This window comes from Bradyrhizobium sp. CB2312 (genome assembly GCF_029714425.1).
In the GTDB taxonomy this organism is placed as follows: domain Bacteria; phylum Pseudomonadota; class Alphaproteobacteria; order Rhizobiales; family Xanthobacteraceae; genus Bradyrhizobium.
The window spans coordinates 4919789-4943271 of sequence record NZ_CP121668.1; the positions used below are offsets into that span (position 1 = coordinate 4919789).

Annotated in this window: 21 protein-coding genes; 13 read left to right on the plus strand and 8 right to left on the minus strand. The window is 63.9% G+C overall.

The window, feature by feature from the left end; all coding sequences use genetic code 11:
* The first annotated feature begins 101 nt into the window (after positions 1-101).
* The 6 genes from QA642_RS24155 to QA642_RS24180 all read left to right on the plus strand — a co-directional run bounded on the left by QA642_RS24155 (position 102) and on the right by QA642_RS24180 (position 8858).
* Positions 102-1481, plus strand: coding sequence for a LysM peptidoglycan-binding domain-containing M23 family metallopeptidase (locus QA642_RS24155; protein WP_283079072.1), 1380 nt, complete (start codon positions 102-104; stop codon positions 1479-1481).
* 401 nt (positions 1482-1882) lie between these two features.
* The gene (locus tag QA642_RS24160) at positions 1883-2878 is read left to right on the plus strand and encodes a formylglycine-generating enzyme family protein (protein WP_283079073.1); all 996 of its coding nucleotides are present in this window, start codon (positions 1883-1885) and stop codon (positions 2876-2878) included.
* 126 nt (positions 2879-3004) lie between these two features.
* Positions 3005-4675, plus strand: a complete 1671-nt coding sequence (locus QA642_RS24165) for an arylsulfatase (protein ID WP_283086960.1) — start codon at positions 3005-3007, stop codon at positions 4673-4675.
* Positions 4676-4920: 245 nt separating this feature from the next.
* Positions 4921-5898 carry an HAD family hydrolase gene (locus QA642_RS24170; RefSeq protein ID WP_283086961.1) on the plus strand — a complete coding sequence of 326 codons (978 nt, stop codon included), beginning with the start codon at positions 4921-4923 and terminating at the stop codon, positions 5896-5898.
* 364 nt (positions 5899-6262) lie between these two features.
* A complete protein-coding gene (locus QA642_RS24175; protein ID WP_283079074.1) occupies positions 6263-7690 on the plus strand; it encodes an outer membrane protein in 1428 nt (475 codons plus the stop codon).
* 82 nt (positions 7691-7772) lie between these two features.
* Complete coding sequence (locus tag QA642_RS24180) at positions 7773-8858, plus strand: transporter (protein ID WP_283079075.1); 1086 nt, start codon at positions 7773-7775, stop codon at positions 8856-8858.
* Between the two features lie 158 nt (positions 8859-9016).
* Here the strand turns inward: QA642_RS24180 and QA642_RS24185 are convergent, their stop codons facing one another.
* Complete coding sequence (locus QA642_RS24185; RefSeq protein WP_283079076.1) at positions 9017-10009, minus strand: ATP-binding protein; 993 nt, start codon at positions 10007-10009, stop codon at positions 9017-9019.
* Between the two features lie 182 nt (positions 10010-10191).
* On the opposite strand from QA642_RS24185, the gene yajC reads away from it, so the two are divergent.
* The 6 genes from yajC to QA642_RS24215 are packed head-to-tail and all read left to right on the plus strand — an operon-like array spanning position 10192 to position 15835.
* On the plus strand, positions 10192-10560 hold the full coding sequence (yajC, locus tag QA642_RS24190) for a preprotein translocase subunit YajC (RefSeq protein WP_283079077.1): 369 nt from the start codon (positions 10192-10194) through the stop codon (positions 10558-10560).
* Between the two features lie 49 nt (positions 10561-10609).
* Positions 10610-12214 (plus strand): protein translocase subunit SecD, encoded by a 1605-nt coding sequence (secD, locus tag QA642_RS24195; protein ID WP_283079078.1) that lies wholly within the window; start codon positions 10610-10612, stop codon positions 12212-12214.
* A 10-nt stretch (positions 12215-12224) separates the two neighbouring features.
* Positions 12225-13244 (plus strand): protein translocase subunit SecF, encoded by a 1020-nt coding sequence (gene secF, locus QA642_RS24200; protein WP_283079079.1) that lies wholly within the window; start codon positions 12225-12227, stop codon positions 13242-13244.
* A gap of 60 nt (positions 13245-13304) precedes the next feature.
* Positions 13305-13688, plus strand: a complete 384-nt coding sequence (locus QA642_RS24205; protein ID WP_027559316.1) for an MTH938/NDUFAF3 family protein — start codon at positions 13305-13307, stop codon at positions 13686-13688.
* Complete coding sequence (locus QA642_RS24210; protein WP_283079080.1) at positions 13685-14545, plus strand: phytoene/squalene synthase family protein; 861 nt, start codon at positions 13685-13687, stop codon at positions 14543-14545. The genes QA642_RS24205 and QA642_RS24210 overlap by 4 nt, the downstream gene beginning before the upstream one ends.
* A 45-nt stretch (positions 14546-14590) precedes the next feature.
* A complete protein-coding gene (locus QA642_RS24215; protein WP_283079081.1) occupies positions 14591-15835 on the plus strand; it encodes a threonine ammonia-lyase in 1245 nt (414 codons plus the stop codon).
* A gap of 13 nt (positions 15836-15848) precedes the next feature.
* On the opposite strand, the gene QA642_RS24220 is transcribed toward QA642_RS24215, so the two are convergent.
* The 5 genes from QA642_RS24220 to QA642_RS24240 form a co-directional block, all read right to left on the minus strand.
* Positions 15849-17027 (minus strand): aminotransferase class V-fold PLP-dependent enzyme, encoded by a 1179-nt coding sequence (locus tag QA642_RS24220; protein WP_283079082.1) that lies wholly within the window; start codon positions 17025-17027, stop codon positions 15849-15851.
* A gap of 74 nt (positions 17028-17101) precedes the next feature.
* A complete protein-coding gene (locus QA642_RS24225; RefSeq protein WP_283079083.1) occupies positions 17102-17653 on the minus strand; it encodes a CAP domain-containing protein in 552 nt (183 codons plus the stop codon).
* 97 nt (positions 17654-17750) lie between these two features.
* Entirely contained in the window at positions 17751-18845 is a 1095-nt protein-coding gene (locus QA642_RS24230; RefSeq protein WP_283079084.1) for a serine/threonine protein kinase, read from the minus strand.
* A 7-nt stretch (positions 18846-18852) separates the two neighbouring features.
* Positions 18853-20280: a methylenetetrahydrofolate--tRNA-(uracil(54)-C(5))-methyltransferase (FADH(2)-oxidizing) TrmFO gene (gene trmFO, locus QA642_RS24235; RefSeq protein WP_283079085.1), complete on the minus strand. Its 1428-nt coding sequence runs from the start codon at positions 20278-20280 to the stop codon at positions 18853-18855.
* Positions 20281-20404: 124 nt separating this feature from the next.
* Entirely contained in the window at positions 20405-20557 is a 153-nt protein-coding gene (locus QA642_RS24240) for a DUF1127 domain-containing protein (protein WP_007590701.1), read from the minus strand.
* Positions 20558-21212: 655 nt separating this feature from the next.
* Here QA642_RS24240 and QA642_RS24245 point away from each other — a divergent pair.
* Positions 21213-21539 carry a hypothetical protein gene (locus tag QA642_RS24245; RefSeq protein WP_283079086.1) on the plus strand — a complete coding sequence of 109 codons (327 nt, stop codon included), beginning with the start codon at positions 21213-21215 and terminating at the stop codon, positions 21537-21539.
* A gap of 75 nt (positions 21540-21614) precedes the next feature.
* On the opposite strand, the gene QA642_RS24250 is transcribed toward QA642_RS24245, so the two are convergent.
* Together QA642_RS24250 and QA642_RS24255 are read right to left on the minus strand one after the other, a co-directional pair.
* Complete coding sequence (locus QA642_RS24250; protein WP_283079087.1) at positions 21615-22439, minus strand: lytic murein transglycosylase; 825 nt, start codon at positions 22437-22439, stop codon at positions 21615-21617.
* Between the two features lie 135 nt (positions 22440-22574).
* A complete protein-coding gene (locus QA642_RS24255) occupies positions 22575-23483 on the minus strand; it encodes a DUF2189 domain-containing protein (RefSeq protein WP_283079088.1) in 909 nt (302 codons plus the stop codon).

A 23483-nucleotide genomic window follows, 5' to 3' on the forward strand; every position in this document is an offset into this window, starting at 1 on the left:
ATCGGCAGTGCTGCCAACGTCTTATTGGGAGGGTTAAGCGGTTATTTACTCGGCGCGTGTTTACTTAAAAGACCAGTTCTGTTGCGTACGAGTGAGTAACCATGTCTGTCGTCGCCGAGTTGCTTTACTCGCGCCGCGTGCCGCAGGTCGCGGCGCTGGCGCTGATTTCCTTCAGCTTCGCAGGGTGCAGCGCCGACATGTCGTCGCGGCTGTCCCAATCGAACTTCTCCAATCCCTTCTCGTCTGAGCAGACCGGATCGGTGCAGCAGGCCCCGCCGCCGCAGCGTGAGCTGCCGCAATATGCGCGGCCGCAGACCCAGCCCGGTTACTACCAGTCGCAGCCTTTGCCGCCGCCGGCAGTATCCGCGCCGCAATCCTATCCCGTCACCTCGGGCGGCGGCGTGTCCGGAGGCGGGCGCGGCGTCAGCTCCTATGCGCCCCCGGCGCAGCCGCACCTCGAGACCACCGCCACCGTGCCGCCGCGCTCGGTCGCCGCGGCCCAGCCGTCCGGGGGGACGAAGATCATCGTCGGCACCAGCGACACGCTCGACGTGCTCGCCAAGCGCTATCACGTCACCCCGCAGGCGATCCTCGCCGCCAACGGCTATAAGGGGCCGCGCGCGCTTTCGCCCGGCCAGCAGCTGATCATTCCGCATCCGGCGGCCGCGCCGGCGCCGGCTGCCATCGCAGCAGCTCCTGCGATGGTGCCTGCCGCAAAGCCCGTTGCGGCCGTTGCTGCACCGCCGCGCACCCACTTCGTCAACCGCGGCGACACGCTCGCCAGCATTGCCCGCAAGAACCACATCTCGGCGGCCGAGCTCGCCCGCGCCAACGGCATCGAGCCGTCGGCCAAGCTCAAGCTCGGCACCAAGCTGACCGTGCCCGGCGCCCGGACCGCTGCAGCGGCCGCGCCGGTTGCTCCGGCCCCCGTCGCGGCTGCGCCGGTTGCGGGCACGCTCCAGCCCGTCGCGGCCGCTCCCGTTCCGGCGACCAAAATGGCGGCTGCCGCGCCAGTGCAGAGCGCGCGTCTGGCCCAGGCTACCAACGTCGAAGAGAAGCCCGTCGAGACCCCGGCGAAGGCTGCGGAAGCCACCGGCGCGCTGCCGACCTTCCGCTGGCCGGTGCGTGGCAAGGTGGTCACGACCTATGGCGCCAAGACCAACGGCAAGTCCAATGACGGCATCAATCTCGCGGTGCCCGAGGGCACCCCGGTCAAGGCGGCTGAAGACGGCGTCGTCGCCTATTCCGGCAACGAGCTGAAAGGTTACGGCAATCTGGTCCTGGTTCGGCACTCCAACGGCTACGTCACCGCATATGCCCATGCGAGTGAGCTGTTGGTGAAGCGCGGTGACACCATCAAGCGCGGTCAGGTCATTGCCAAGTCGGGTCAATCCGGTGAGGTGGCGTCGCCGCAGCTCCACTTCGAGATCCGCAAGGGATCGAGCCCGGTTGACCCGCTTCAATTCCTGAACGGAGCGTGAGGCGCGGGCCCACAGAGTCAGGCGCGCAATCACCACAAATATGCTGTCATCGCCCGTCTTGTGCGCATTGCGCACTCGAGCGGGCGATCCAGTATTCCAGAGGCAGCGGTCGCCAAGCCGAGAACGTGCCTCGAACCATGGCGTACTGAGTCTTTTGCGACCGGAAAATCAAATTTCGAAAAACAACCCCATGCAAAGTAGCCGATGGCTCTCGGTGCGATCGTCTAGTGTTTTGAATCCGCTTCGGTTTCGACGGCGCAACGGACATGACTGGGCTTGCCCGCGACCCAGCGCCGGCGTGAAAGACCTAACCCTGAACCCTTGATCTAGATCAACCTGGAAGAGTGGCGTTCCGTTTCCGTGGTGGCGCAGGCCAATGATGCACGGGTCCGGAGATCGGCATGAAGCTGGCTGACACGAAATCGTCGCCTGATCCCGGACAATCGTTCCAGCATCCAGCAGATGAGGGGATGCTGTACGTGCCGGGCGGCACGTTTCGCATGGGCTCGGATCGGCACTATCCGGAGGAAGCGCCGGTCCACCGCGTCACCGTGGATGCTTTCTGGATGGATCGCCATCCAGTGACGAACCGGCAATTCAAGGCATTCGCCAGAGCTACCGGCCACGTCACCGTTGCCGAGATCACGCCCGATCCAAAGGATTATCCCGGAATTCTCCCGCATATGATCTACGCGGGTTCTCTGATGTTCTCTCCGCCCGCGTATCCGGTCAATCTCCGAGACTTCAGCCAGTGGTGGACCTTCGCCAAAGGCGCGGACTGGCGGCATCCTTACGGACCCGGGAGCAATATCCGCGGGCTGGATGATCATCCCGTCGTGCATGTGGCGTTCAGCGACGTGATCGCCTACGCGAGATGGGCCGGCAAGGATTTGCCGACCGAGGCGGAATGGGAATTCGCGGCGCGCGGCGGGCTGGACGGCGCCGAGTTCGCTTGGGGAGATGAATTTGCGCCCGAGGGCCGTCACATGGCCAACACCTGGCAGGGCGAATTTCCACGCCAAAATACCGGCGACGACGGGTACGAACGGACATCGCCGGTCACCGCATTTCCGCCGAACGGATACGGGCTGTACGATATGATCGGCAACGTCTGGGAGTGGACGTCCGACTGGTACGCGCCTCGGCATGAGGCCGACGCCGCAAAAGCCTGCTGCATTCCAGAGAACCCGCGCGGCGGCCGCGAGGCCGATAGCTACGACCCCAGAACGACCAACGTCAAGATTCCACGCAAGGTCATCAAAGGCGGCTCGCATTTGTGCGCGCCGAACTACTGCAGGCGCTACCGGCCGGCTGCGCGACATGCGGAGCCGGTCGACACATCCACAAGTCATCTTGGATTTCGGTGCATCAGGCGAGGTGTCTCTAACGCATCATAACGGGAGAGCAATGCCATGTTGAATTGCATATTCAGTGACAAGCTGCCGTTTGCCGCAATTCCCCCCTGCAAGACATCCAGCTGCCACAAGAGGTCCTGTGCCTCGCTGCTTGCCGCGACGATGTTGATGTCGCTGTCCGGGCCGGCCAGCACGCCGGCGAATGCACAGCCGGCCCAGAAGCCCAATATCCTCTTCATCATGGGCGACGACATCGGCTGGATGCAGCCGAGCATCTACCACCGCGGCCTGATGGTCGGGGAAACGCCCAACATCGATCGCATCGGCAACGAAGGTGCGATCTTGATGCACTACTACGCTGAGCAGAGCTGCACGGCCGGCCGCAATGCCTTTTTCACCGGCATGAATCCGCTGCGCACCGGGATGATTCCTCCGCAACTGCCCGGCAGTCCGTCCTATCTGCGGCCCGGCACTCCATCGCTCGCCAAGTTCCTGCTCGATCTCGGCTACAACACCGGCGAGTTCGGCAAGAACCATCTCGGCGACCATACCGACGCGCTGCCGACCGCGCACGGCTTCCAGGAGTTCTGGGGTTATCTGTATCATCTAGATGCGATGCAGGGCGTGAGCTTCCCGGACATCAACAAGACCCCGACCCAGCAGACGGTCGTTCCGCCATGCAAGAATACGCCGATCCCCGGTATCCCGGAGGTACCGGGCGCGGTCGATCCGCAGACGACGGTTTGCCTGACGCCTCCGCGCAACGTGCTGGCGTGCAAGTCGGACGGTACATCCAGGACTCAGCAGTGCGTCGATCAGGGCCCGCTGACACTTGAGCGATCGAAGGGCGTCGACGAGGAAATCTCGGCCAAGGTCATCGACTTCATCGATCGCAACGACCCGAAGACGACGGGCAAGCCTTTCTTCGTCTGGTACAACCCTGCGCGCATGCACGTCACGACCGTGCTGAACGACAAGTACATGGCCATGGTCGGCGAGCCGGGCGGCAAGGACTGGGGCGTCAACGAAGCCGGCATGAAGCAGATGGACGACAACATTGGCTATGTGCTGAAGAAGCTCCAGGACATGGGCCAGCTCGACAACACGATCGTCGTGTTCACCACCGACAACGGCGCCGAGACGTTCACCTTCCCGGACGGCGGCATCACACCGTTCAAGGGCTCGAAGATGAACACCTGGGAAGGCGGCATGCGCGCTCCGTGCGTCATTCGCTGGCCGGGCGTCATCAAGCCCGGGACCGTCAAGAACGACATCTTCGCGTCGCTCGACTGGCTGCCCACGCTTGTCAACATTGCTGGCGGAGCCAAGGGCGATGCGCTGAACAAGCGGATCATGGCCGGCGCCTATCCGGGCATCGTCAAGACCAAGCTCGATGGCGTCGATCAGACCGAGTACCTCTCGGGACGTTCGGAGAAGTCGGCGCGCGATACCTTCTTCTACTATTCCAGCAGCCACCCGTCGGCGGTGCGCTACAAGAATTGGAAGATGTATTTCGCGATCGCGCCCGAAACCGCGACGGGCTTCCTCTCCCCGGGAGTCCAGACCCAGTTCGCAGCCGGCATGGTAAACCTCAAGCGCGATCCATTCGAGACGGGATGGGGCGATGAGAAAAAGGCGGCTTTCTGGTTCAGCGGCGCGCTCGCCGGGCCGGTCACGGCTTACATATACGACTGGAACCTGCTGCCGATCGGGCAGGTGCTGTGGCTGAAGGAGCTGGAATCCTACAAGGAGTTCCCCCCGCTGCAGGATCCCGCGAGCTACAACTTGGATCAGGTCATGGAACAGCTCAAGAAGGGTCAGGGGCACCCGAGCCAGTAGCTCGGATGCTTGCGGGTGATGCGGGCGCCCGACATGGGGCGCTCGCCGATCCACTGCGGTCAGAATCCAACTGCTCGCGAAGCAGCATATATCGGCAAGCGTGCGACGAACTGCAGCGATGCACCAGCCTCGCACGCACCTTCAATGTTGACCGGTAGTGACCGCACAATCGAAGCGGGTCGACAATGAAACAGATCATGCGATTTCCACGCCTTGACCGTCGCGTACTGCTCTCGTCTCTGGCGATGCTTCCGTTTCTATCTGCCGCCCTACGTTCCACGTCGGCCATGGCCCAGACGCAAACCGGTCCTCTGCCATCTTGGAATGAGGGCCCGACGAAAGCTTCGATCGTCGACTTCGTCGCACGGATCACGGAGAGTGGCGGGCCCTATTTCGTACCGCCCGATCAACGCATCGCGACCTTCGACAACGATGGGACGCTTTGGATCGAGCAGCCGATGTATGTGCAGCTCGCTTTTGCGCTGGATCGCGTGAAGGTTCTTGCGCCCATGCATCCGGAATGGAAGGAAAAGCAGCCCTTCGCGGCAGTGCTGAACGGCGACCTGAAGGCGCTCGCAGCTTTCGGAGAAAAGGGCGTGGCCGAGCTGGTGGCGGTGACTCACGCTGGCATGACGACAGCGGAGTTCGAGAAGATCGTCACAGAGTGGCTTGCGACCGCGCGTGATGGTCGCTTCAAACGCCCCTACACCGAACTCGTTTATCACCCTATGCTCGAATTGCTCGCTTACCTCCGCACCAACGGCTTCAAGACCTTCATCGTGTCAGGTGGCGGCATCGAATTCATGCGGCCATGGACCGAGACGACTTATGGAGTGCCTCCCGAGCAGGTCGTCGGATCGTCAATCAAGACTCGCTATGAAATGCGCGACAGCACGCCGGTTCTATTTCGCTTGCCCGAGGTCGATTTCATCGACGACAAGGCCGGCAAGCCGATCGGGATCAATAGCCATATTGGCCGCCGTCCGATCGCCGCCTTCGGGAACTCCGATGGCGACCTCGAAATGCTGCAATGGGCGACGCTGGGTGCCAGCGGCGCACGGTTCGGCCTGATCGTCCACCATACCGACGCGGAACGCGAATATGCCTACGATCGCCAATCACATTTCGGCAAGCTTGATGTCGCTCTCGATGCTGCAGCGCTGAACAGGTGGACCGTTGTGGACATGAAGAAGGACTGGAAGAGGATCTTTTCGTTTGATTAGAGGCGAGATCGTAGGGCTGCTTGCCGCGCGAATGCGGCGCGAATCAACCATCAAGCTAAATGCGCGCTATTGAGCAGAGCACGCCGACTAAGTTTCAGGTTGTGGCCAATTCACAACGGACATCGGGCCTGGAACATGGCCTCCGCATCCGTCGCTTCCGGTCTATCCCCATAAGCGGACAATTCTGTGCCAGTTGGTCTGTCTCAAACGGGCCAACAGCGGCCTCGTATGCGCAAAGCACCCAGCTGATCGATATTCTCGCCGAGTGTGTCCCGTAAGAGACAGTTAAAAATAACTAATTGTAGTTGAATGAGGGAGCGACGGGAAAATCTGGCAATATCGTTACCCCATATGGGAGCGTGCCATGAAGTCGTTCCTTGCGGCTCTGCTTGCTATCTTGGTGAGCGTCACTGCGCGTGCTGCGGATATGCCGGTGAAGGCTCCGGCCGCTCTTCCGCCGCCATACAATTGGTCAGGGTTTTATCTTGGCGCAAATGTCGGTGGGGCCTGGACGAGCGGCAGCCTGAACATTCCAGGCAATTTATATGGCGGGCTCACGGAATTCATCGGTGGCGTTCAGGCCGGCTACAATTTCCAAGCCGGCCATCTTTTGTTGGGCGTGGAAGGTGATTTCGATGGGGCGACATTTGGTCATCCCGTGCTTCCGACTCCTACGCTCGGCTCGGTGAGCCAGAACTGGATCGGAACGGTGGCAGGCCGCGTCGGGCTCGTGGAAGACCGCTGGCTTTTTTACACCAAGCTTGGCGGTGGCTGGGTGCGCAGCAATGCCTCGCTGAACTTCCCCGGCGTCACTTGGCAGGGGTCCAACACCAGCTCTGGCTGGCTGGCTGGCGTCGGTATCGAATACGGCTTCAAGGCGAATTGGACGCTCAAGCTCGAATACGATTACGTTGGGCTCGGAAGCTGGACTTCGCCCACTGTCCCCTCGATCCCGCTGAATCGCGACCTTCAGATGGTCAAGCTTGGTGCGAACTACAAATTCGAGAGCGGGCTTCCCGACACGATCGCGCCGACAAGAACCGGACATTCTGCTGAACATTCCGAAGACGAAGACCTCGCCAAAAAATCGCAGAATCCTATCGCCGATCTCGTCAGCGTTCCGTTCCAAAGCAATACGAATTTCAACGCCGGGCCGTTCAATCGCACCCAGGAAGTCCTCAACATTCAGCCAGTCATACCGCTGCGAATCAACGCGGACTGGAATGTGATCTCGCGCACCATCATGCCCGTGATCAGTCAACCTAGTCCGTTCTTTAACAACAACACGAATGGAATTGGCGACATTACCCAGCAGTTCTTTTTCACCCCCACCCATCCAGGCACTCTGATCTGGGGCGTCGGTCCCGTCTTCACGGTTCCGTCCGCGAGCGATCCGATTCTCGGAACAGGTAAGGTGTTGTTCGGTCCGACTGCCGTTGCCCTCGTGACGCCCGGACATTGGGTGATCGGCGTGCTGGTCAACAATCAGTGGTCAGTTGGCGGCAATCCATTGCGGCCGCCCGTAAACGCATTTCTCGCGCAGCCGTTCGTCAACTACAACATGGCGCACGGATGGTACCTGACAAGCTCACCTGTAATCACCGCGAACTGGCTGGCGGCGCCGGGTCAGCAGTGGACCGTACCGATCGGTGGCGGTTTCGGCCGAATCTTCAAGATCGGCGACCAGCCAGTGAGCGCAAATATAGCCGGCTATTACAACGTCGTTCGTCCAACCGGCACGCCGAGTTGGCAGTTGCGGGCCGAATTGTCACTGCTCTTCCCCGAGAGGTGAGAGGTGTCTGCTTCGAGATTCGGAAATTTCTGGTCACGCAACGCCGCTCCGTTGCAGACCGTGAAAGGATGGGAGATCCGCGATGAAGAGCAGGAAATTGATACCAAGGACTGGTTTCGTTTGTCGGCTGGGCGCGGCGGCAATTGCCACCTTACTCGCGCTCCCCAATGATGCGGCGCGAGCCGATGAAGGCGGTGTCAGCTTCTGGATACCCGGCTTCTTTGGCAGCCTCGCCGCCGCCCCCGCGCAGGCGCCCGGTTGGTCGGTGACCTCGATTTACTATCATACCTCGGTTTCCGCCGGCGGCGACGTGGCGCGGGCACGGGAGATCACGATCGGTCGCATTCCCGCGAATCTGAACGTCAACGTGAATGCGAACGTCAAAGCGAATGTGGATCTTGGCCTTCTAGTCGGGACCTACACCTTTGAGACACCGGTGCTGGGCGCGCAGGCGCAGGCCTCCCTGCTGGGTATCTACGGCTCCAACTCGACGTCGTTGGCGGGATCACTGGTGGGGACCGTGACGGGACCAGGCGGCGGAGTATTGCCATTCTCGCGCTTCGACAGCATCGACAGCTCGATCATTGCATTTGGCGATCTGCTTCCGATGTTCCAGCTGAAATGGAACGCCGGTGTTCACAACTACATGACGTACATCACCGGGGACATCCCGGTTGGGGCCTATCAGTCGGATCGTCTTGCAAATTTAGGGCTCGGGCATTGGGTAATCGACGTTGGAGGTGGCTATACTTATTTCAATCCAAAGACCGGGCACGAGTTGTCAGGGGTGCTGGGATTTACATACAACTTCGTCAACCCCTCCACTCAATATCAAAGCGGCGTCGACATGCACTTCGACTGGGGCGCGTCGCAATTCCTGACCAAGCAGTGGCAGGTCGGCCTCGTGGGTTACGCCTATCAGCAGCTCGGCTGCGACAGCGGCTCCGGCGATCGCGTCGACTGTTTCCGGTCGCGAGTGCTCGGCGCCGGACCGCAGGTCGGCTACATTTTCCCGGTCGGAGACATGCAGGGATATCTGAACCTGAAGGCCTACGGCGAATTCGCCAATGAAAATCGGCCAGCGGGCTGGAACGTCTGGCTGACGTTCAATCTTTCGCCCCCGGCGGCAACGCCGCCGACACCCTCGAGGCACATTTTTACTAAGTGAGAAGCGGCATCTCGTTCTGGGTCCCGGGGGCTGAAGCGCAATGTACAAACTCGGCGCCCCAGATCCCTACACGCCGCCAGAGCCGGGTTTGATGCGCGCGCGCCCTTGATTCCCCGTCTTCGGGGAAAGACACCCGTAACCGGGTTGCGATCCGACCGCTACGTCGCCGCCAGCTTCACACCCAGCCGGCCCGCCAGCTCCTGCACGAACTGCCAGGCGACGCGGCCCGAGCGAGAGCCGCGCGTGGTCGACCATTCCAGCGCTTCGCGCTCCAGGGCCTCGTCGTCGATCTTGATGCCGAAATGGCTGCAATAGCCGCGAACCATCGCGAGATATTCGTCCTGGCTGCAGCGGTGGAAGCCGAGCCACAGGCCGAAGCGATCCGACAGCGAGACCTTCTCCTCGACCGCTTCGCCGGGATTGATCGCGGTCGAGCGCTCGTTCTCGATCATGTCACGCGCCAGCAGATGGCGGCGGTTGGACGTGGCGTAGAGGATGACGTTCTCGGGCCGGCCCTCGATGCCGCCTTCGAGCACGGCCTTGAGCGATTTGTAGGACGCGTCGTTGCCGTCGAAGGAGAGGTCGTCGATGAACACGATGAAGCGGAAGCTGGCGTCGCGGAGCTTCTCCATCAGCATCGGCAGCGTTTCGATGTCCTCGCGGTGGATCTCGATCAGCTTCAGCCTGTCGGCGGGCTTGCGGTCCGCATTGATGCTGGCATGTGCCGCTTTCACCAGGGACGACTTGCCCATGCCGCGCGCGCCCCAGAGCAGGGCGTTGTTGGCGGGTAGGCCGCCCGCAAAGCGCTCGGTGTTCTCCATCAGGATGTCGCGCATCCGGTCGACGCCCTTGAGCAGGAACAGCTCGACGCGGCTGACCCGCGGCACCGCCGAAAGGCGGCCGTCGGGGTGCCAGACATAGGCGTCTGCCCGGTCGAACGAGGCGGGTTCGGCGATCGGCTTGCCCTGGGCGGCAAGGTGCGCGGCGATCGTCTCCAGCGCGAGGACGATGCGCTCCTGGGCGAGGTCCGGGGCTGCTGTGGCGGCTGCGTTAACCGCCCCCTTGGGGCGATTTGCCGCGAGGCGGGCAGGCTTCTTGGCAGGGGTACGGGGGCCTTTGCCGGCCGGGCTTTTGCTTGGTTTTTTGGGCATGTCCGAAGTTCCTGAGAACGCAGCCTTATCGGGCCTGACGGCGCGCCGCAAGGTGGCCAAATCGCCGGTCTGGCAGCGTTGCAATTGGGGCGGTGGCCGCTATAGTCCGCGCGAATTTGACCGAACCGGTCGCCTTTGAGGGCCTGACCGGCTGTCCCCCGTTCTCACGAGGATCGTCCGAAATGTTGATTACCCCTGCGTATGCCCAGGCTGCGGGCGCCGGTGACACCAACAGCATGTTGATGTCGCTGCTGCCGTTCGCCCTGATCTTCGTGATCATGTACTTCCTGATTCTGCGTCCGCAGCAGAAGAAGGTCCGCGACCATGCCGACCTCGTGAAGAACATCCGCCGCGGCGACACCGTCGTGACCTCGGGCGGCCTCGTCGGCAAGGTCACCAAGGTCGTCGATGACGACCAGATCGAATTCGAGATCTCCGATGGCGTGCGCGTGCGGCAGATGCGCCAGATGATCTCCGGCGTCCGCGCCAAGGGCGAGCCGGCCAAGGAAAGCTCGAAGGAAAGCGCGAAGGACGACACCGCGGCCAAGTGAGCGCTTTGCTGCGAGCATCTCAAGTCTCCTGATCTGACAGGTCCAGTCGATGTTGTATTTCACGCGGTGGAAGGCGCTCGGGATTATCCTGACGGCGCTGATCGTGTGCCTCTGCGCGGTCCCGAACTTCTTTCCCGAAGCGCAGGTCAAGACCTGGCCCGCCTGGGCGCAGCGCCGGCTCGTGCTCGGCCTCGACCTCCAGGGCGGCTCCTATCTGCTGCTCGAGGTCGATTCTGCCTATGTGAAGAAGGAGCGGCTCGATCAGATCCGTGACGACGTGCGCCGGACTCTGCGCGATGCCAAGATCGGCTTCACCGGCGGCGTCACCGTGCGCAACGACGCGGCCGAGGTGCGTATCACCAAGGAGACCGACGTGCAGCCGGCGCTCGCCAAGCTGCGCGAGCTGTCCCAGCCCTTGGGCGGTCTGATGGGATCGAGCGGTCAGCGCGATCTCGAGGTGACCGACGCCGGCGGCGGCGTGATCCGCCTGACCATCCCGCAGGCCGCGATGCTCGACCGCATGCGCAAGACCATCGAGCAGTCGATCCAGATCGTCGAGCGTCGCGTCAACGAGCTCGGCACCGTCGAGCCCGTGATCCAGCGCCAGGGCAACGACCGCATCCTGGTGCAGGTTCCCGGCCTTCAGGATCCGACCCGCCTGAAGGAATTGCTGGGCAAGACCGCGAAGATGGAATTCCGCATGGTCGACACCTCCGTGCCGCCGGATCAGGCGCAGCAGGGCAGGTTGCCGCCGGAATCCGAGCTCTTGATGAGCGCCTCGCCGCCGCCGACGCCTTACGTGGTCAAGAAGCAGGTGCTGGTCGCCGGCGGCGACCTCACCGATGCCCAGGCGAGCTTCGACCAGCGCACCGGCGAGCCGGTCGTCAGCTTCAAGTTCAACACGTCGGGCGCGCGCAAATTCGCGCAGGCGACGCAGGAAAACGTCGGGCTGCCGTTCGCGATCGTGCTCGACAACAAGGTGATCTCGGCGCCCGTGATCCGCGAGCCCATCACCGGCGGCCAGGGCCAGATCTCCGGCAATTTCACCGTGCAATCGGCCAACGATCTCGCCATCCTGCTGCGCGCCGGCGCGCTGCCGGCGCCGCTGACCGTGGTCGAGGAGCGCACCGTCGGCCCGGGCCTCGGCCAGGACTCGATCGAGAAGGGCGAGCTTGCGGCTTACGTCGGCTCGATCCTCGTTATTGTGTTCATGCTGCTGACCTACCGGCTGTTCGGCGTGTTCGCCAACATCGCGGTGGCGATCAACGTCGCCATGATCTTCGGCCTGTTGTCGCTGCTCAACGCCACGCTGACGCTGCCCGGCATCGCCGGCATCGTGCTCACCGTCGGCATTGCGGTCGATAGCAACGTGCTGATCTACGAGCGTATCCGCGAGGAATTGCGCGGCGGCCGCAACGCGATCTCGGCGATCGACGCCGGCTTCAAGCGCGCGCTCGCGACCATCCTCGATTCCAACATCACCACCTTCATTGCTGCCGCGGTGCTGTTCTACATCGGCACCGGCCCGGTGCGCGGCTTCGCCGTGACGCTCGGCATCGGCATCATCACCACGGTGTTCACCGCCTTCACCCTGACCCGGCTGATCGTCGCCTGGTGGGTGCGGTGGAAGCGGCCGCAGAGCGTGCCGATCTAGGAGCCTGATCGTGACTCACACCGTTCTCATCGGGCTCGGCGTCCTCATTGCCATTCTCACCGTGGTCGCGGCGCTTGGCCTGTTTCCGTCGCTGCGCATCGTTCCGGACAACACGCATTTCGACTTCACGCGCTTCCGCCGCATCAGCTTCCCGATCTCGGCGGCGCTGTCGATCGTCGCGATCACGCTGTTCTTCACCCACGGCTTGAACCTCGGTATCGACTTCAAGGGCGGCACGCTGCTCGAGGTGAAGGCGAAGTCCGGCACCGCCGACATCGCGGCGATGCGCACCACGCTCGACGCTCTGGGTCTCGGCGAAATCCAGTTGCAGCAGTTCGGCGGGCCCGAGAACGTCCTGATCCGTGTTGCGGAACAGCCGGGGGGCGACGCCGCCCAGCAGGCGGCCCTGCAGAAGCTTCGTGGCGCGCTCGGCGACAGCGTCGACATTCAGCGCACCGAAGTGCTCGGTCCGCGCGTCGCCGGTGAGCTCTTGGCCTACGGCATGCTCGGCCTGATGCTCGCGATCGTCGCGATCCTGATCTATCTCTGGTTCCGGTTCGAATGGCAGTTCGCGCTGGGCGCCATGATCGCCAACGTGCACGACATCGTGCTGACGATCGGCTTCATGTCGATCAGCCAGGTCGATTTCGACCTGACCAGCATCGCGGCGCTGCTGACGATTCTGGGCTATTCGCTCAACGACACCGTCGTGATCTACGACCGTATCCGCGAGATGCTGCGGCGCTACAAGAAGATGCCGATGCCGCAGCTGCTCAACGAGTCCATCAACTCGACCCTGTCGCGCTCGATCATCACCCACGTCACGGTGACGCTGGCACTGCTGGCGCTGCTGCTGTTCGGTGGTCATGCCATCCACAGCTTCACCGCGGTGATGATGTTCGGCGTGGTGCTTGTCGGCACCTACACCTCGATCTTCATCGCGGCTCCGATCCTGATCTATCTCGGCGTCGGCGAGCATCGCGAGGATGCGCCCGATACGGCTGCACCGGCGAAGAAAGGCAAGGCGTGATCCGAACCCTATGCCCTCGCACGAGTTTGCGAGGGTAGTCAGCCCATTCGGACGAAGCTCATGGCCGGCGATCCCAACGCTCCGCATTTCCCGCGCTCGGCGCCGATCGAGGCCTATGGCAAGGGCGGTTTCGCCTTTGCCGGCATGTCGCATCGCGGCTCGCTGCTCTGCTTGCCCGACGCGATCTGGGCCTGGGACGTGACCGATCCGGCCAAGATCGACCGCTATTCGCTGGACCGGGTGTTCGCGGCCGCGAACGGCATCGACACGCTGCTGATCGGCACCGGAACCGGGCTCTGGCTGCCGCCGCCAGAGCTGCGCCAGGCGCTCAAGGCGGTGAGGGTGGTGCTGGACACGATGCAGACCGGCCCCGCCGTGCGCACCTACAACATCATGATCGGCGAACGGCGGCGTGTCGCAGCCGCGCTGATCGCCGTGCCATGAGCAGTGCCCCGCCGCCGGACACTGTGACTTACTGCGCCGATCTGCTGCGCAGCCATGACTTTCCGCGCTATGCCGCAACGCTGTTCGTGCCGGCCGCCGAGCGTCGTGCGCTGCTGGCGCTCTATGCCTTCAATGTCGAGATCGTCCGCGTCCGCGACCAGGTGAGCCAGCCCTTGCCCGGCGAGATCCGCTTCCAATGGTGGACCGATCTGCTCGCGGGCCACGCCCATGGCAGCGCCGAGGGCAATCCGGTGGCAGCGGAGCTGCTCCGCGCGATCCGCGATTTCGACCTGCCGGTCGAACCGCTGTCGCTGCTCGTCGACGAGCACCAGTTCGATCTCTACAACGATCCGATGCCGACCACGGCGGCGCTGGAAGGCTATCTGGCCGCGACCTCATCGGCGCTGTTTGCCCTCGCGGCCCGCATCATGGCGCCGCCCTTGGATGCGGCCGAGCATCTCGCCCGCCATGCCGGACTGGCGCAGGGCATGGCGCAGGTCATCGCGAACTTGCCACGCGATGCGGCGCACCGACAATTGTTCCTGCCACAGCAGGTCCTGGCGCGTCACAATTGCAGCATGGAGGACGTGTTCGCCGGCAAGGACACGCCGAACCTGCGTGCCGTGCTGGACCAGGTTACGGGCGAAGCGCAGCAGCATCTGGCGACGGCGCTCTCGCTGCTGGCGGATGTGCCGGCCGCGGTTCGGTCGGCGTTTCTGCCGCTCGGACTGGTGCGGGCCGACCTCAAGCGCCTGTCGCAGCCAGCGCGCAATCCGTTTACGCCGCAGCCGGGCTCGCGGCTGCGCACGCTGTGGACGCTCTGGCGCGCCTCGCGCTCCCGGGAATTTACCAAATAGCGGTCGGCTTATCGCCTGGGCCTGTCAAATGCTCTATGCTGTCCCATGGCCGAGTTGTCCCAAAATACGTCTGTCGATCTCAGCGGCTTTCCGATCGCACCTAAGGACATTCATGTCGCCGCCGAGACCATCCGCGGCGCCGTCGTCGAGACGCCCTGCAGCTACAGCCGCACGCTGAGCAACATCTGCGGCTGCGACATCTGGCTGAAATTCGAGAACCTCCAGTTCACCTCCTCGTTCAAGGAGCGCGGCGCGCTCAATCGGCTCACTGCGTTGACGCCGGAGGAGCGTGCGCGCGGCGTCATCGCGATGTCGGCGGGCAACCACGCGCAGGGCGTCGCCTATCACGCCAAGCGCCTCGGCATTCCCGCCACCATCGTGATGCCTGTGGGCACGCCGATGGTGAAGGTCGAGAACACCAGGCACCATGGCGCCGAGGTGGTGGTCACGGGCGCAACGCTGGAAGAGGCGGCCGCATTCGCGCGCAGCCACGGCGAGGCCCGCGGCATGATCTTCGTCCATCCTTACGACGATCCGCTGGTCATCGCGGGGCAGGGCACCGTTGGCCTTGAGATGCTCAACGCCGTGCCGGACCTCGATACGCTGGTCGTCCCGATCGGCGGCGGCGGACTGATCAGCGGCATCGCCATCGCCGCCAAGTCGATCAAGCCATCGCTGCGGATCCTGGGCGTCGAAGCCTGGCTCTATCCCTCGATGTACAACGCGATCCACGACGGCAATCTGCCGGCGCGCGGCGACACGCTTGCCGAAGGCATCGCGGTGAAGTCGCCCGGCAAGATCACCACCGAGATCGTCCGCCGTCTGGTCGATGACATCGCGCTCGTGAACGAAGCCGAGCTCGAGCGCGCGGTCGCAACCCTGATCTCGATCGAGAAGACGGTCGTCGAGGGCGCCGGCGCCGCCGGCCTCGCCGCGCTGATGTCCGATCCCTCCCGCTTTGCCGGCGACAAAGTCGGCCTGGTGCTGAGCGGCGGCAATATCGACACGCGGTTGATTGCGTCCGTCCTCACCCGCGAGCTCGCGCGTGAGGGGCGGCTGACCCAGTTGTCACTCGACATCCCGGATCGGCCCGGACAGCTTGCTGCGGTCGCGGCGCTGCTGGCCGAGGCCGGCGCCAACATCATCGAGGTCTCGCATCAGCGGACCTTCTCCGACCTGCCGGCCAAGGCGACGCTGCTGCAACTCGTCATCGAGACCCGCGACGCCGCGCATCTCGACGAGGTCATGGCGAGGCTCAGCGCATCCGGACTGAGCGCGCGCTGCACCTGAGCGGTGCGCGCCGCTACCGTGCCGCCAAACCCGCCAGATGATCGATCAGCCGATCGATCTCGGCCTCCGTGTTGTAGTAATGCGGGGATGCCCGCACGAGCGGCGGCAGCGCGCGGATTTCGGCGTCGATGCGGGTGCTCGCAGGATCCGAAGCGCCGATGGTGATGCCGGCCGCAGCGGCGCTGCGGACGACGGCATCCGCCTCATGCCCCTCCATCGTGAAGCTGACGATGGCGCCCGGCGTGCGTCCGAGGTCGCGAATCGTGACGCCACGAATGGATGCAAGGCCGCCGCGAAGACGATCCGCAAGCTCGCGGCAGCGCTGCTCGATCGGGCCCATTCCGATATCGAGGGCATAATCGACCGCGGCCCCAAGCCCGAGCCGGGCCGCGTAATTGTTCTCCCAGGTCTCGAAACGGCGTGCATCGTCGCGCAACCGGTATTCATCTCGCGCGACCCAGGGTGCCGCGAAGTGGTCGATCATGGGCGGCTCGAGGCGTTGCAGCAGCGCCCGGCGGACGTAGAGAAACCCGGTGCCGCGTGGGCCGCGCAGGAATTTGCGTCCCGTCGCCGACAGCATGTCACAGCCAATGGCTTCCACGTCGACCGCCATCTGGCCGACCGCCTGGCAGGCATCGAGCAGATAGGGAATGCCATGCTCCCGCGCGATCTTGCCGATCGCCGCCGCGGGATTGACCAGCCCGCCATTGGTCGGGACCCAGGTGATTGCGATCAGCTTCACGCGCGCGTCGATCATGCGTTCGAGCGCGGCGACATCGAGCTCTCCGCTGGCATCGCTCGGCACGATATCGATGGTCGCGCCGGTGCGCCTGGCGACCTGAAGAAACGCGACATAGTTGGCGGCATATTCCGCCTCGGCGGTCAGGATGCGATCGCCCTTGCGAAACGGCAGCGAATAGAACGTCATCTGCCAGGCAACCGTCGCGTTCTCCACGAGAGCGATCTCGTCAGGCGCGGCGTTCAGCAACCGTGCGACCGAGCCGTAAACCGCATCGAGCCGATCGGTCTCGCGGTCGGCGGCGGCATAGCCTCCGATCTCGGCTTCTAGGTCGATATGCTGCTTCATCGCCGTGACAACGGAAGTCGGCATGAGAGCTGCGCCGGCGTTATGGAGGTAGGCTACTCGCGCGGCGGCGGGCGTGTCGGCGCGTATTCGGTCGAGGTCGATCAAGTGCGTCTCCGCCTTTCGCGATCTTCATGCATTAGACGCGGGGAGGACTGCGAGCAAGACGGCCCGGTTTGGCCTCAGATGCAGAGGCCGAGCAGCTTGATGTGGCAACCGCTGGATTTCGGCTTGCTCGCGGGCGCAGTCTCGCGCTTCACGGCGACCAGCGGCTCCTTATCTTTGTTCTTCTTGCCCTTGGGCTCGTAATCGCCGGCGATCACCATCGCCCAATAGGTGCGTTTGCCGCTGGCGTTCTTGGCACTGGCGATGCCGACGCGGGAAGCGTTGTGCAGCAACAGGTTCTTGCGATGCCCGGAGGAGTCGATCCACTGTCCGAGCGTCTTCTCGAAATTGTCGTAGCCGTAGGCGATGTTCTCGGCGGCGCGGCCCGCGCCGGCCGGGGCGACGCGCTTGTTGAATGGACCGAGAGCGTCATGGCTGAGGTCGTCCTTCGCCGCCATCGCGCGCGCCTGGTCCATGGCGATGCGGTCCAGCGTTGCGTCGCGGACGACGCGGACTTCACCGTGCTTGAGGCGGAAGCTCGAGATCTGCTCGGCCGGAGACTCGGCCATGGCCGGGGCGGCCGCCAGCAGCAGAAGGCCGGCGATCAGGCCGCCAACCACACCGTGCATCGTCGTCCCCCGCGTCCCCATGATTCCGCCAAAGCCTGCCTTCGTTTGACCGCTTCTCCATCGCCAATGTGGACGCTTCAAGGCACAGGGCCCCGCGCTAGGTGGTTGGCAGGTCCGCCTCGAAATTGAAGCGGTCGCGCAGGTTCTTGCGCTGCTCCAGGATGTCCTTGAGGAAGGCGCGGTCCTGGTCGTTCCTCATCATCGGCTCGATCAGGTCGAGCTGGTTCATGGCGACCAGCTGCAGGATCTCGGTGCGCGGCTTGCCGCTGGGATCGCGCGGCAGGGCGTGCACCACCTGGATGTGTTCCGGCGGCTTCGGGCCCTTCGCAGCAGTCAGCTCGGTGCGGATCTGGCCCTCGAGCGTGGCCTGATCGGCTTCGACGAAGGCATAGAGCCCGACGCCCGAGCGGCGGTCGGCAAAGGCGACGATGGCGGTGTCACGCACGGCCGGGTTCTTGCGGATCAGCTCGGCCAGCACCGGTGCGTCGTTGACGAGCCGTCGGCCGCCGCCCTCGCGGTCGGTGAAGTTGAACAGGCCGCGGGTGATGGCGCGATAGACCTTCTTGCCGGTGGCAAGCCACAGGCTCGCGGCGAACGACTTCTTCGCCAGAACCTTGCGCTCGCGCGGCGTCAGCGCCTCGGGTGCGTAGGAGCGCTTGTGCTTGAGCAGGTGCCGGAGGTCTTCATAGGCGAGGATGCGATAGAGCCGGCCGCGCCGGTTGAAGCATGCTGCGAGCTGGAAGTCGGTCACATAGGCGCGGCCGTCGCGGCCGACCAGCCAGTTCTGTTCCTTGGCAAGATCGTTGTGGCAGATGCCGGCGCGGCGCAGCCGGCGCAGCACCGCCTTGGCCGAACGGAAATAGGCGAGGTCGCCATGGGGCTTGGCCAGATGCAGCGCGACGCCGTCGACGAAGCCGCGCACCAGCGCGCGGCGTCCGGCCCACAGCAGCTCGGGGCCGACGTTCAGGCCCTTGGCGAGCGCCAGCGCATGCTTCTCGCGCGCGAACAGATGGCGCGCCAGCAGGAACGACCACCACGGCACTTCGTCGAGCCGGCGCAGCACCGCATCGACCTCGCCGGCATCGCCGCGGAAGCGGCCGCGCTCGACGGTCGAGAACACGTCGCGCTTGAGCAGCACGCCCTCGGTCCAGCGCGCCGACAGTGACGCGGCGTCGTCTTTAGGGAGGCTCATCGCAAACTCACGCGGCGGCAGCGATGCGCAGGTGATCGGCGATCCAGCGATCGAGATCGGCGAGCGCCAGCGCGCTCATCGCCTGCTTCTTGGCTACGGTCTTCTCGTTGCCGCGCAGTCGCGTGCCGTCGGGCTTTTTCGTCGGCACGCTCGCGAGCGGCGGGAACAGGCCGAAATTGATGTTCATCGGCTGGAACGAGCGCGTGCCCGGCTCGATGGTCTCGATATGACCGCCGGTGATGTGGCCGAGCAGCGAGCCGAGCGCCGTCGTCGCCGGTGGGCTCGCCAGCCTCTCCCCGCGGGCGTCGGCTGCCGCATAGAGGCCGGCGATCAGGCCGACACTGGCGGACTCCACATAACCCTCGCAGCCCGTCATCTGGCCGGCGAAGCGCAGCCGCGGCTGCGCGCGCAGGCGCAGTTGGCCGTCGAGCAGCTTTGGCGAGTTGAGGAAGGTGTTGCGATGCAGGCCGCCGAGACGGGCGAACTCGGCCTTCTCCAGACCGGGAATCGTGCGGAAGATGCGCTGCTGCTCGCCATACTTCAGCTTCGTCTGGAAGCCGACGATGTTGTAGAGCGTGCCGAGCTTGTTGTCCTGGCGCAGCTGCACGATTGCGTAGGCCTTGGTGGCGGGATCGTGCGGGTTGGTGAGGCCGACCGGCTTCATCGGGCCGTGGCGCAAGGTCTCGGGGCCGCGCTCCGCCATCACCTCGATCGGCAGGCAGCCGTCGAAATAGGGCGTGTTGGTCTCCCACTCCTTGAACTCGGTCTTCTCGCCGGCGATCAGCGCGGCGACGAAGCCGTCATACTGCTCCTTGGTCATGGGGCAGTTGATGTAGTCGGCGCCGTTGCCGCCGGGACCGACCTTGTCGTAGCGCGACTGGAACCAGGCCACCGACATGTCGATGGACTCGCGATGCACGATCGGCGCGATCGCGTCGAAGAAGGCGAGCGCGTTCTCGTCGGTCAGCTCGCGGATGGCATCGGCGAGCGGGGCAGAGGTGAGGGGACCGGTCGCAACGATGACGTTGCTCCAGTCGGCCGGCGGCAGGCCCGCGATCTCGCCGCGGGTGATCTCGATGAGGGGATGGTCGTTCAGCGCCTTGGTGACGGCGGCCGAGAAGCCGTCGCGGTCGACCGCGAGCGCGCCGCCGGCGGGCACCTGGTTGGCATCGGCCGCGCGCATGATCAGCGAGTCGAGCCGGCGCATCTCCGCATGCAGCAGGCCGACGGCGTTGTTGGCGGCGTCGTCCGATCGGAACGAATTGGAGCAGACGAGCTCGGCAAGCCCGTCGGTGCGGTGGGCCTCGGTCATGCGGGTCGGCCGCATCTCGTGCAGCACGACGGGCACGCCTGATTTGGCCACCTGCCAGGCGGCCTCGGAACCGGCAAGGCCGGCACCGATCACGTGCACGATGTTGGATTGGGGTCCTGTCATGAGGCGGACAGGTAGCGCTTTTCGGCGAAGAGTGGAATCGCCGAGATCGAGTTTTCTGCCATTGGAAACGACAACGCCCGCACGAGGCGGGCGCTATCGGTTCGTCCGGTAGGGCTAAACGATATCAGCCCTGATACTGACCGGCGGCAACGCGCGGGATGTCCGAGCGATCGAGGCCGATGTCGGCCAGTTCGCGATCGCTGAGCTGGGACAGCTCGGCAACATTGCGCTGATAGTCCCGGAAAGCCTGGATCATGCGGATGAGCGAGAGCAGCATTGGTAGTCTCCTGTAGTTCGATTCAGCCTTTGCCGAGGCGTCATCGTTGAAATGAATATAGGTGAGAGTGGTGCAGTGCGAAAGTTCCGATGTTGCGATGCAGCTAAGCGTATGATGCATGGCGGCGGTAACGGACGATTAACTCGAAGGCAATCTCGCTTAATGCGTAGGCGAGAGAGCCGTCAGATTGTCATAAATGTCCGTGAATACACGGATTTATGATTACAATGGCGGTTCCCCTCGGTGCCGAAATAAGTCGTGTTCCCCTTCCACGCAAGGCGACCGTCCAGCTACTGCGCCCAAGTCTCGCATGCGCGAATCGCATGTGTCGCAGGCTATAAGTAATGAATATAAATTCACTTAAGTGAGCAGGGCGGCTCGGAAGCGAACCACCGCTGGATCGGCGACAATCGCCGATTCGCTAGCCCTCGGGGGCCGACGAGGCCGAGCAGCCGGCAGGACAGAGGGGAGCTGATCCGGCGTGGTTCGCATCTCACCCGTCTCCTGGTGCGGTGCACACACGTCAAAGGTGTAGCTTCATTACCAAGTTGTAATGGAAATCAGAAATTTCGCATGCGCCTCTGCGCGGCGCGCAACATCACGCAATTCTCGCGGGGAATTTATTGCGGCAAGTTGCCGCGCCCGGAGGAAAGTCATGTCGCAGATTCCGGCAATGTCGCTGGGGCTGTCTCAAGAACAAGAGAAGGAAAGTAACATCATGACGAAGTTACTCGGGGTTATCGCAATTGCCGCCGTCGCGTTCGCCGTCGCGCCTGCCCAGGCCGCCAAGCACGCCACGGGCGGCTGCAGCTCGGCCAATCTGGAGAAGACCGAAACCGCGATCGAAGCCATGGCCGACGGCGACAGCAAGTTCGTCGCGCAGAAGGAGATCGCGGCGGCGCAGGACGCGCTCCTCAACGGCAAAATGGGTGCATGCGGCATGCACCTCAACAAGGCGATGCACGCCACCATGGGCAAGTAAACGGGTAGGCAAACGCACCCAAGAGAGGGCCGGTCGCCTTACCGATCGGCCCTATGCGTTTTGCAGAGTGTTATTTTAAGGGGCGTGGGCCAGCCGGGCGGCGAAATAGGCCACCGTCTTGGAATAGACCTCGCTCTTGTTCCACTGCTGGAGCACCGCGAAGTTCGGGCTGCCGGGCTGCCAATCCTTACCCTTCTGCCAGCCATAGCCGGCGAGATAATTGGCAGTTGAGGCGAGCACGTCGGGCGCATTGTGCAGGAGATCGCGCTTGCCATTGCCGTCGAAGTCGACGGCGTATTTCATCCAGGACGACGGCATGAACTGGGTCTGGCCGAGCTCACCGGCCCAGGCGCCTTTCATGTCGCCTGGGGCCAGGTCGCCGCGCTGGACGATGCGCAGTGCATCCATCAACTCGGCGCGAAACTGCTCCGAACGCCGGCAGTCATACGCCAGCGTCGCCAGCGAGCGGATGGTGGCGAACTTGCCGGTGTTGACGCCGAAATCGGTCTCGAGCCCCCAGATCGCGACCAGCACCTCGCCGGGCACGCCATAGGTTTGCTCAATGCGCGACAGCACCGAGCCGTATTGCTTCATCATGTTGGAGCCGCGCGTCATTCGCGGCGGCACCATGCGGCCGGAAAACTCTTCAAACGTCTGGGTGAAGACCTTTTGCGACTTGTCGCGGTTGAGCACGCTCTGGTCGAGGGTCACACCGGCAAGCCCGGCGGCGATGGCCTGCTGCGAGATGCCCTTGGCCGCGGCGTCTGCTTTGAAGTCGGCAAGCCAAGCGTCGAAATTGCCGGAGCCGCAGGCGACCGCAGCGAGCGTTGGCTGGGCGGACAGGATGGATGCGGAGAGGGCGAGGGCTGCAAGAGCGAGACGAGAAACCGTCGGGGTCATCAGATGAAATGGATTCCGTGAAGTGATCTGACCGGCAGGCGCAATCTCGATTGTAACCGCGGCCAAAGCAAGGCGTATGACAGTTCGCGATCCTGCCCGAGCCGGGCTCGGGCAGGATCGCACGTCACGATGTCGTCAGGCGTCCGACCTGTTACGCCAGGGGAAGAGGTTGGCGGGGAAATCGGCGGCAGGCTTGCGCGGGCGATGCGGCGGGGGCGGCACCGGACGCGAGCCGGGCTCCGAGGCGATCACCTTGCGATAGAGGTGCCAGGTGGCGTGGCCGAGCAGGGGGATCACCACGGCAAGGCCGAGGAAGGCCGGGATCGTGCCGAGCGCCAGCAGCCCGGCCACGATCAGGCCCCAGGCCGCCATCGGCACCGGGTTCTTGGCGACGACGCGCAGCGAGGTGACCATCGCCTCGAACGCGCCGGCATGGCGGTCGAGCATGAGGGGGAACGACACGGCGCTGATGCAGAGCGCGGCGAGAGCGAACAGGAAGCCGGCGCCGCAGCCGACCACGATCAGCCACCAGCCTTGCGGGGTCGTCAGCACGCGCGTCATGAAATCGGAGATTCCGGTCACGCCTTCATAGCCGAACGCCGACACATAAATGGCCTGCGCGGTCGCAACCCAGGTCACGAACAGAGCGAGCAGCAACGTGCCGAGGCCGAGCATGGCGCCGAACGAGGGCGAGCGCAGGACCTCCATGGCATCCCAGGCACTCGCCTCTTCGCCGCGTTGGCGCCGGCTGGAGAGTTCATAGAGACCGAGCGCCGCGAACGGCCCGATCAGTGCGAAGCCGGCGGCCAGAGGAAACAGCAGCGGCAGCACCGAATAGCCCATCACCACGCGGGCGAGCACGAGGCCCAGCACCGGATAGATCACGCAGAGGATGATGGCGTGGCTCGGAACCGCCTTGAAATCTTCCCAGCCGCGCTTGAGCGCATCGTGCAGGTCGGAGAGTTGGATGGTTCGGATCACAGGTCCAGCCGCGTCAGTGGGCTGGGCCATCGTTGGGACATTGCCCCGGTAGAATGTGGCCAT

Excerpts from the sequence above, each read along its gene's own strand:
- QA642_RS24185 (WP_283079076.1), bottom strand. The coding sequence starts at position 10,009 with ATGCCCAAAAAACCAAGCAAAAGCCCGGCCGGCAAAGGCCCCCGTACC.
- QA642_RS24250 (WP_283079087.1), bottom strand. The coding sequence starts at position 22,439 with ATGACCCCGACGGTTTCTCGTCTCGCTCTTGCAGCCCTCGCCCTCTCC.
- QA642_RS24205 (WP_027559316.1), top strand. The coding sequence starts at position 13,305 with ATGGCCGGCGATCCCAACGCTCCGCATTTCCCGCGCTCGGCGCCGATC.
- QA642_RS24255 (WP_283079088.1), bottom strand. The coding sequence starts at position 23,483 with ATGGCCACATTCTACCGGGGCAATGTCCCAACGATGGCCCAGCCCACT.
- QA642_RS24160 (WP_283079073.1), top strand. The coding sequence starts at position 1,883 with ATGAAGCTGGCTGACACGAAATCGTCGCCTGATCCCGGACAATCGTTC.
- QA642_RS24170 (WP_283086961.1), top strand. The coding sequence starts at position 4,921 with ATGCTTCCGTTTCTATCTGCCGCCCTACGTTCCACGTCGGCCATGGCC.
- QA642_RS24240 (WP_007590701.1), bottom strand. The coding sequence starts at position 20,557 with ATGCTGCTCTCGCTCATCCGCATGATCCAGGCTTTCCGGGACTATCAG.
- trmFO (WP_283079085.1), bottom strand. The coding sequence starts at position 20,280 with ATGACAGGACCCCAATCCAACATCGTGCACGTGATCGGTGCCGGCCTT.
- QA642_RS24175 (WP_283079074.1), top strand. The coding sequence starts at position 6,263 with ATGAAGTCGTTCCTTGCGGCTCTGCTTGCTATCTTGGTGAGCGTCACT.
- QA642_RS24210 (WP_283079080.1), top strand. The coding sequence starts at position 13,685 with ATGAGCAGTGCCCCGCCGCCGGACACTGTGACTTACTGCGCCGATCTG.
- QA642_RS24165 (WP_283086960.1), top strand. The coding sequence starts at position 3,005 with ATGTCGCTGTCCGGGCCGGCCAGCACGCCGGCGAATGCACAGCCGGCC.
- QA642_RS24225 (WP_283079083.1), bottom strand. The coding sequence starts at position 17,653 with ATGCACGGTGTGGTTGGCGGCCTGATCGCCGGCCTTCTGCTGCTGGCG.
- QA642_RS24215 (WP_283079081.1), top strand. The coding sequence starts at position 14,591 with ATGGCCGAGTTGTCCCAAAATACGTCTGTCGATCTCAGCGGCTTTCCG.
- QA642_RS24245 (WP_283079086.1), top strand. The coding sequence starts at position 21,213 with ATGTCGCAGATTCCGGCAATGTCGCTGGGGCTGTCTCAAGAACAAGAG.
- QA642_RS24180 (WP_283079075.1), top strand. The coding sequence starts at position 7,773 with ATGAAGAGCAGGAAATTGATACCAAGGACTGGTTTCGTTTGTCGGCTG.
- QA642_RS24230 (WP_283079084.1), bottom strand. The coding sequence starts at position 18,845 with ATGAGCCTCCCTAAAGACGACGCCGCGTCACTGTCGGCGCGCTGGACC.
- QA642_RS24155 (WP_283079072.1), top strand. The coding sequence starts at position 102 with ATGTCTGTCGTCGCCGAGTTGCTTTACTCGCGCCGCGTGCCGCAGGTC.
- secD (WP_283079078.1), top strand. The coding sequence starts at position 10,610 with ATGTTGTATTTCACGCGGTGGAAGGCGCTCGGGATTATCCTGACGGCG.
- yajC (WP_283079077.1), top strand. The coding sequence starts at position 10,192 with ATGTTGATTACCCCTGCGTATGCCCAGGCTGCGGGCGCCGGTGACACC.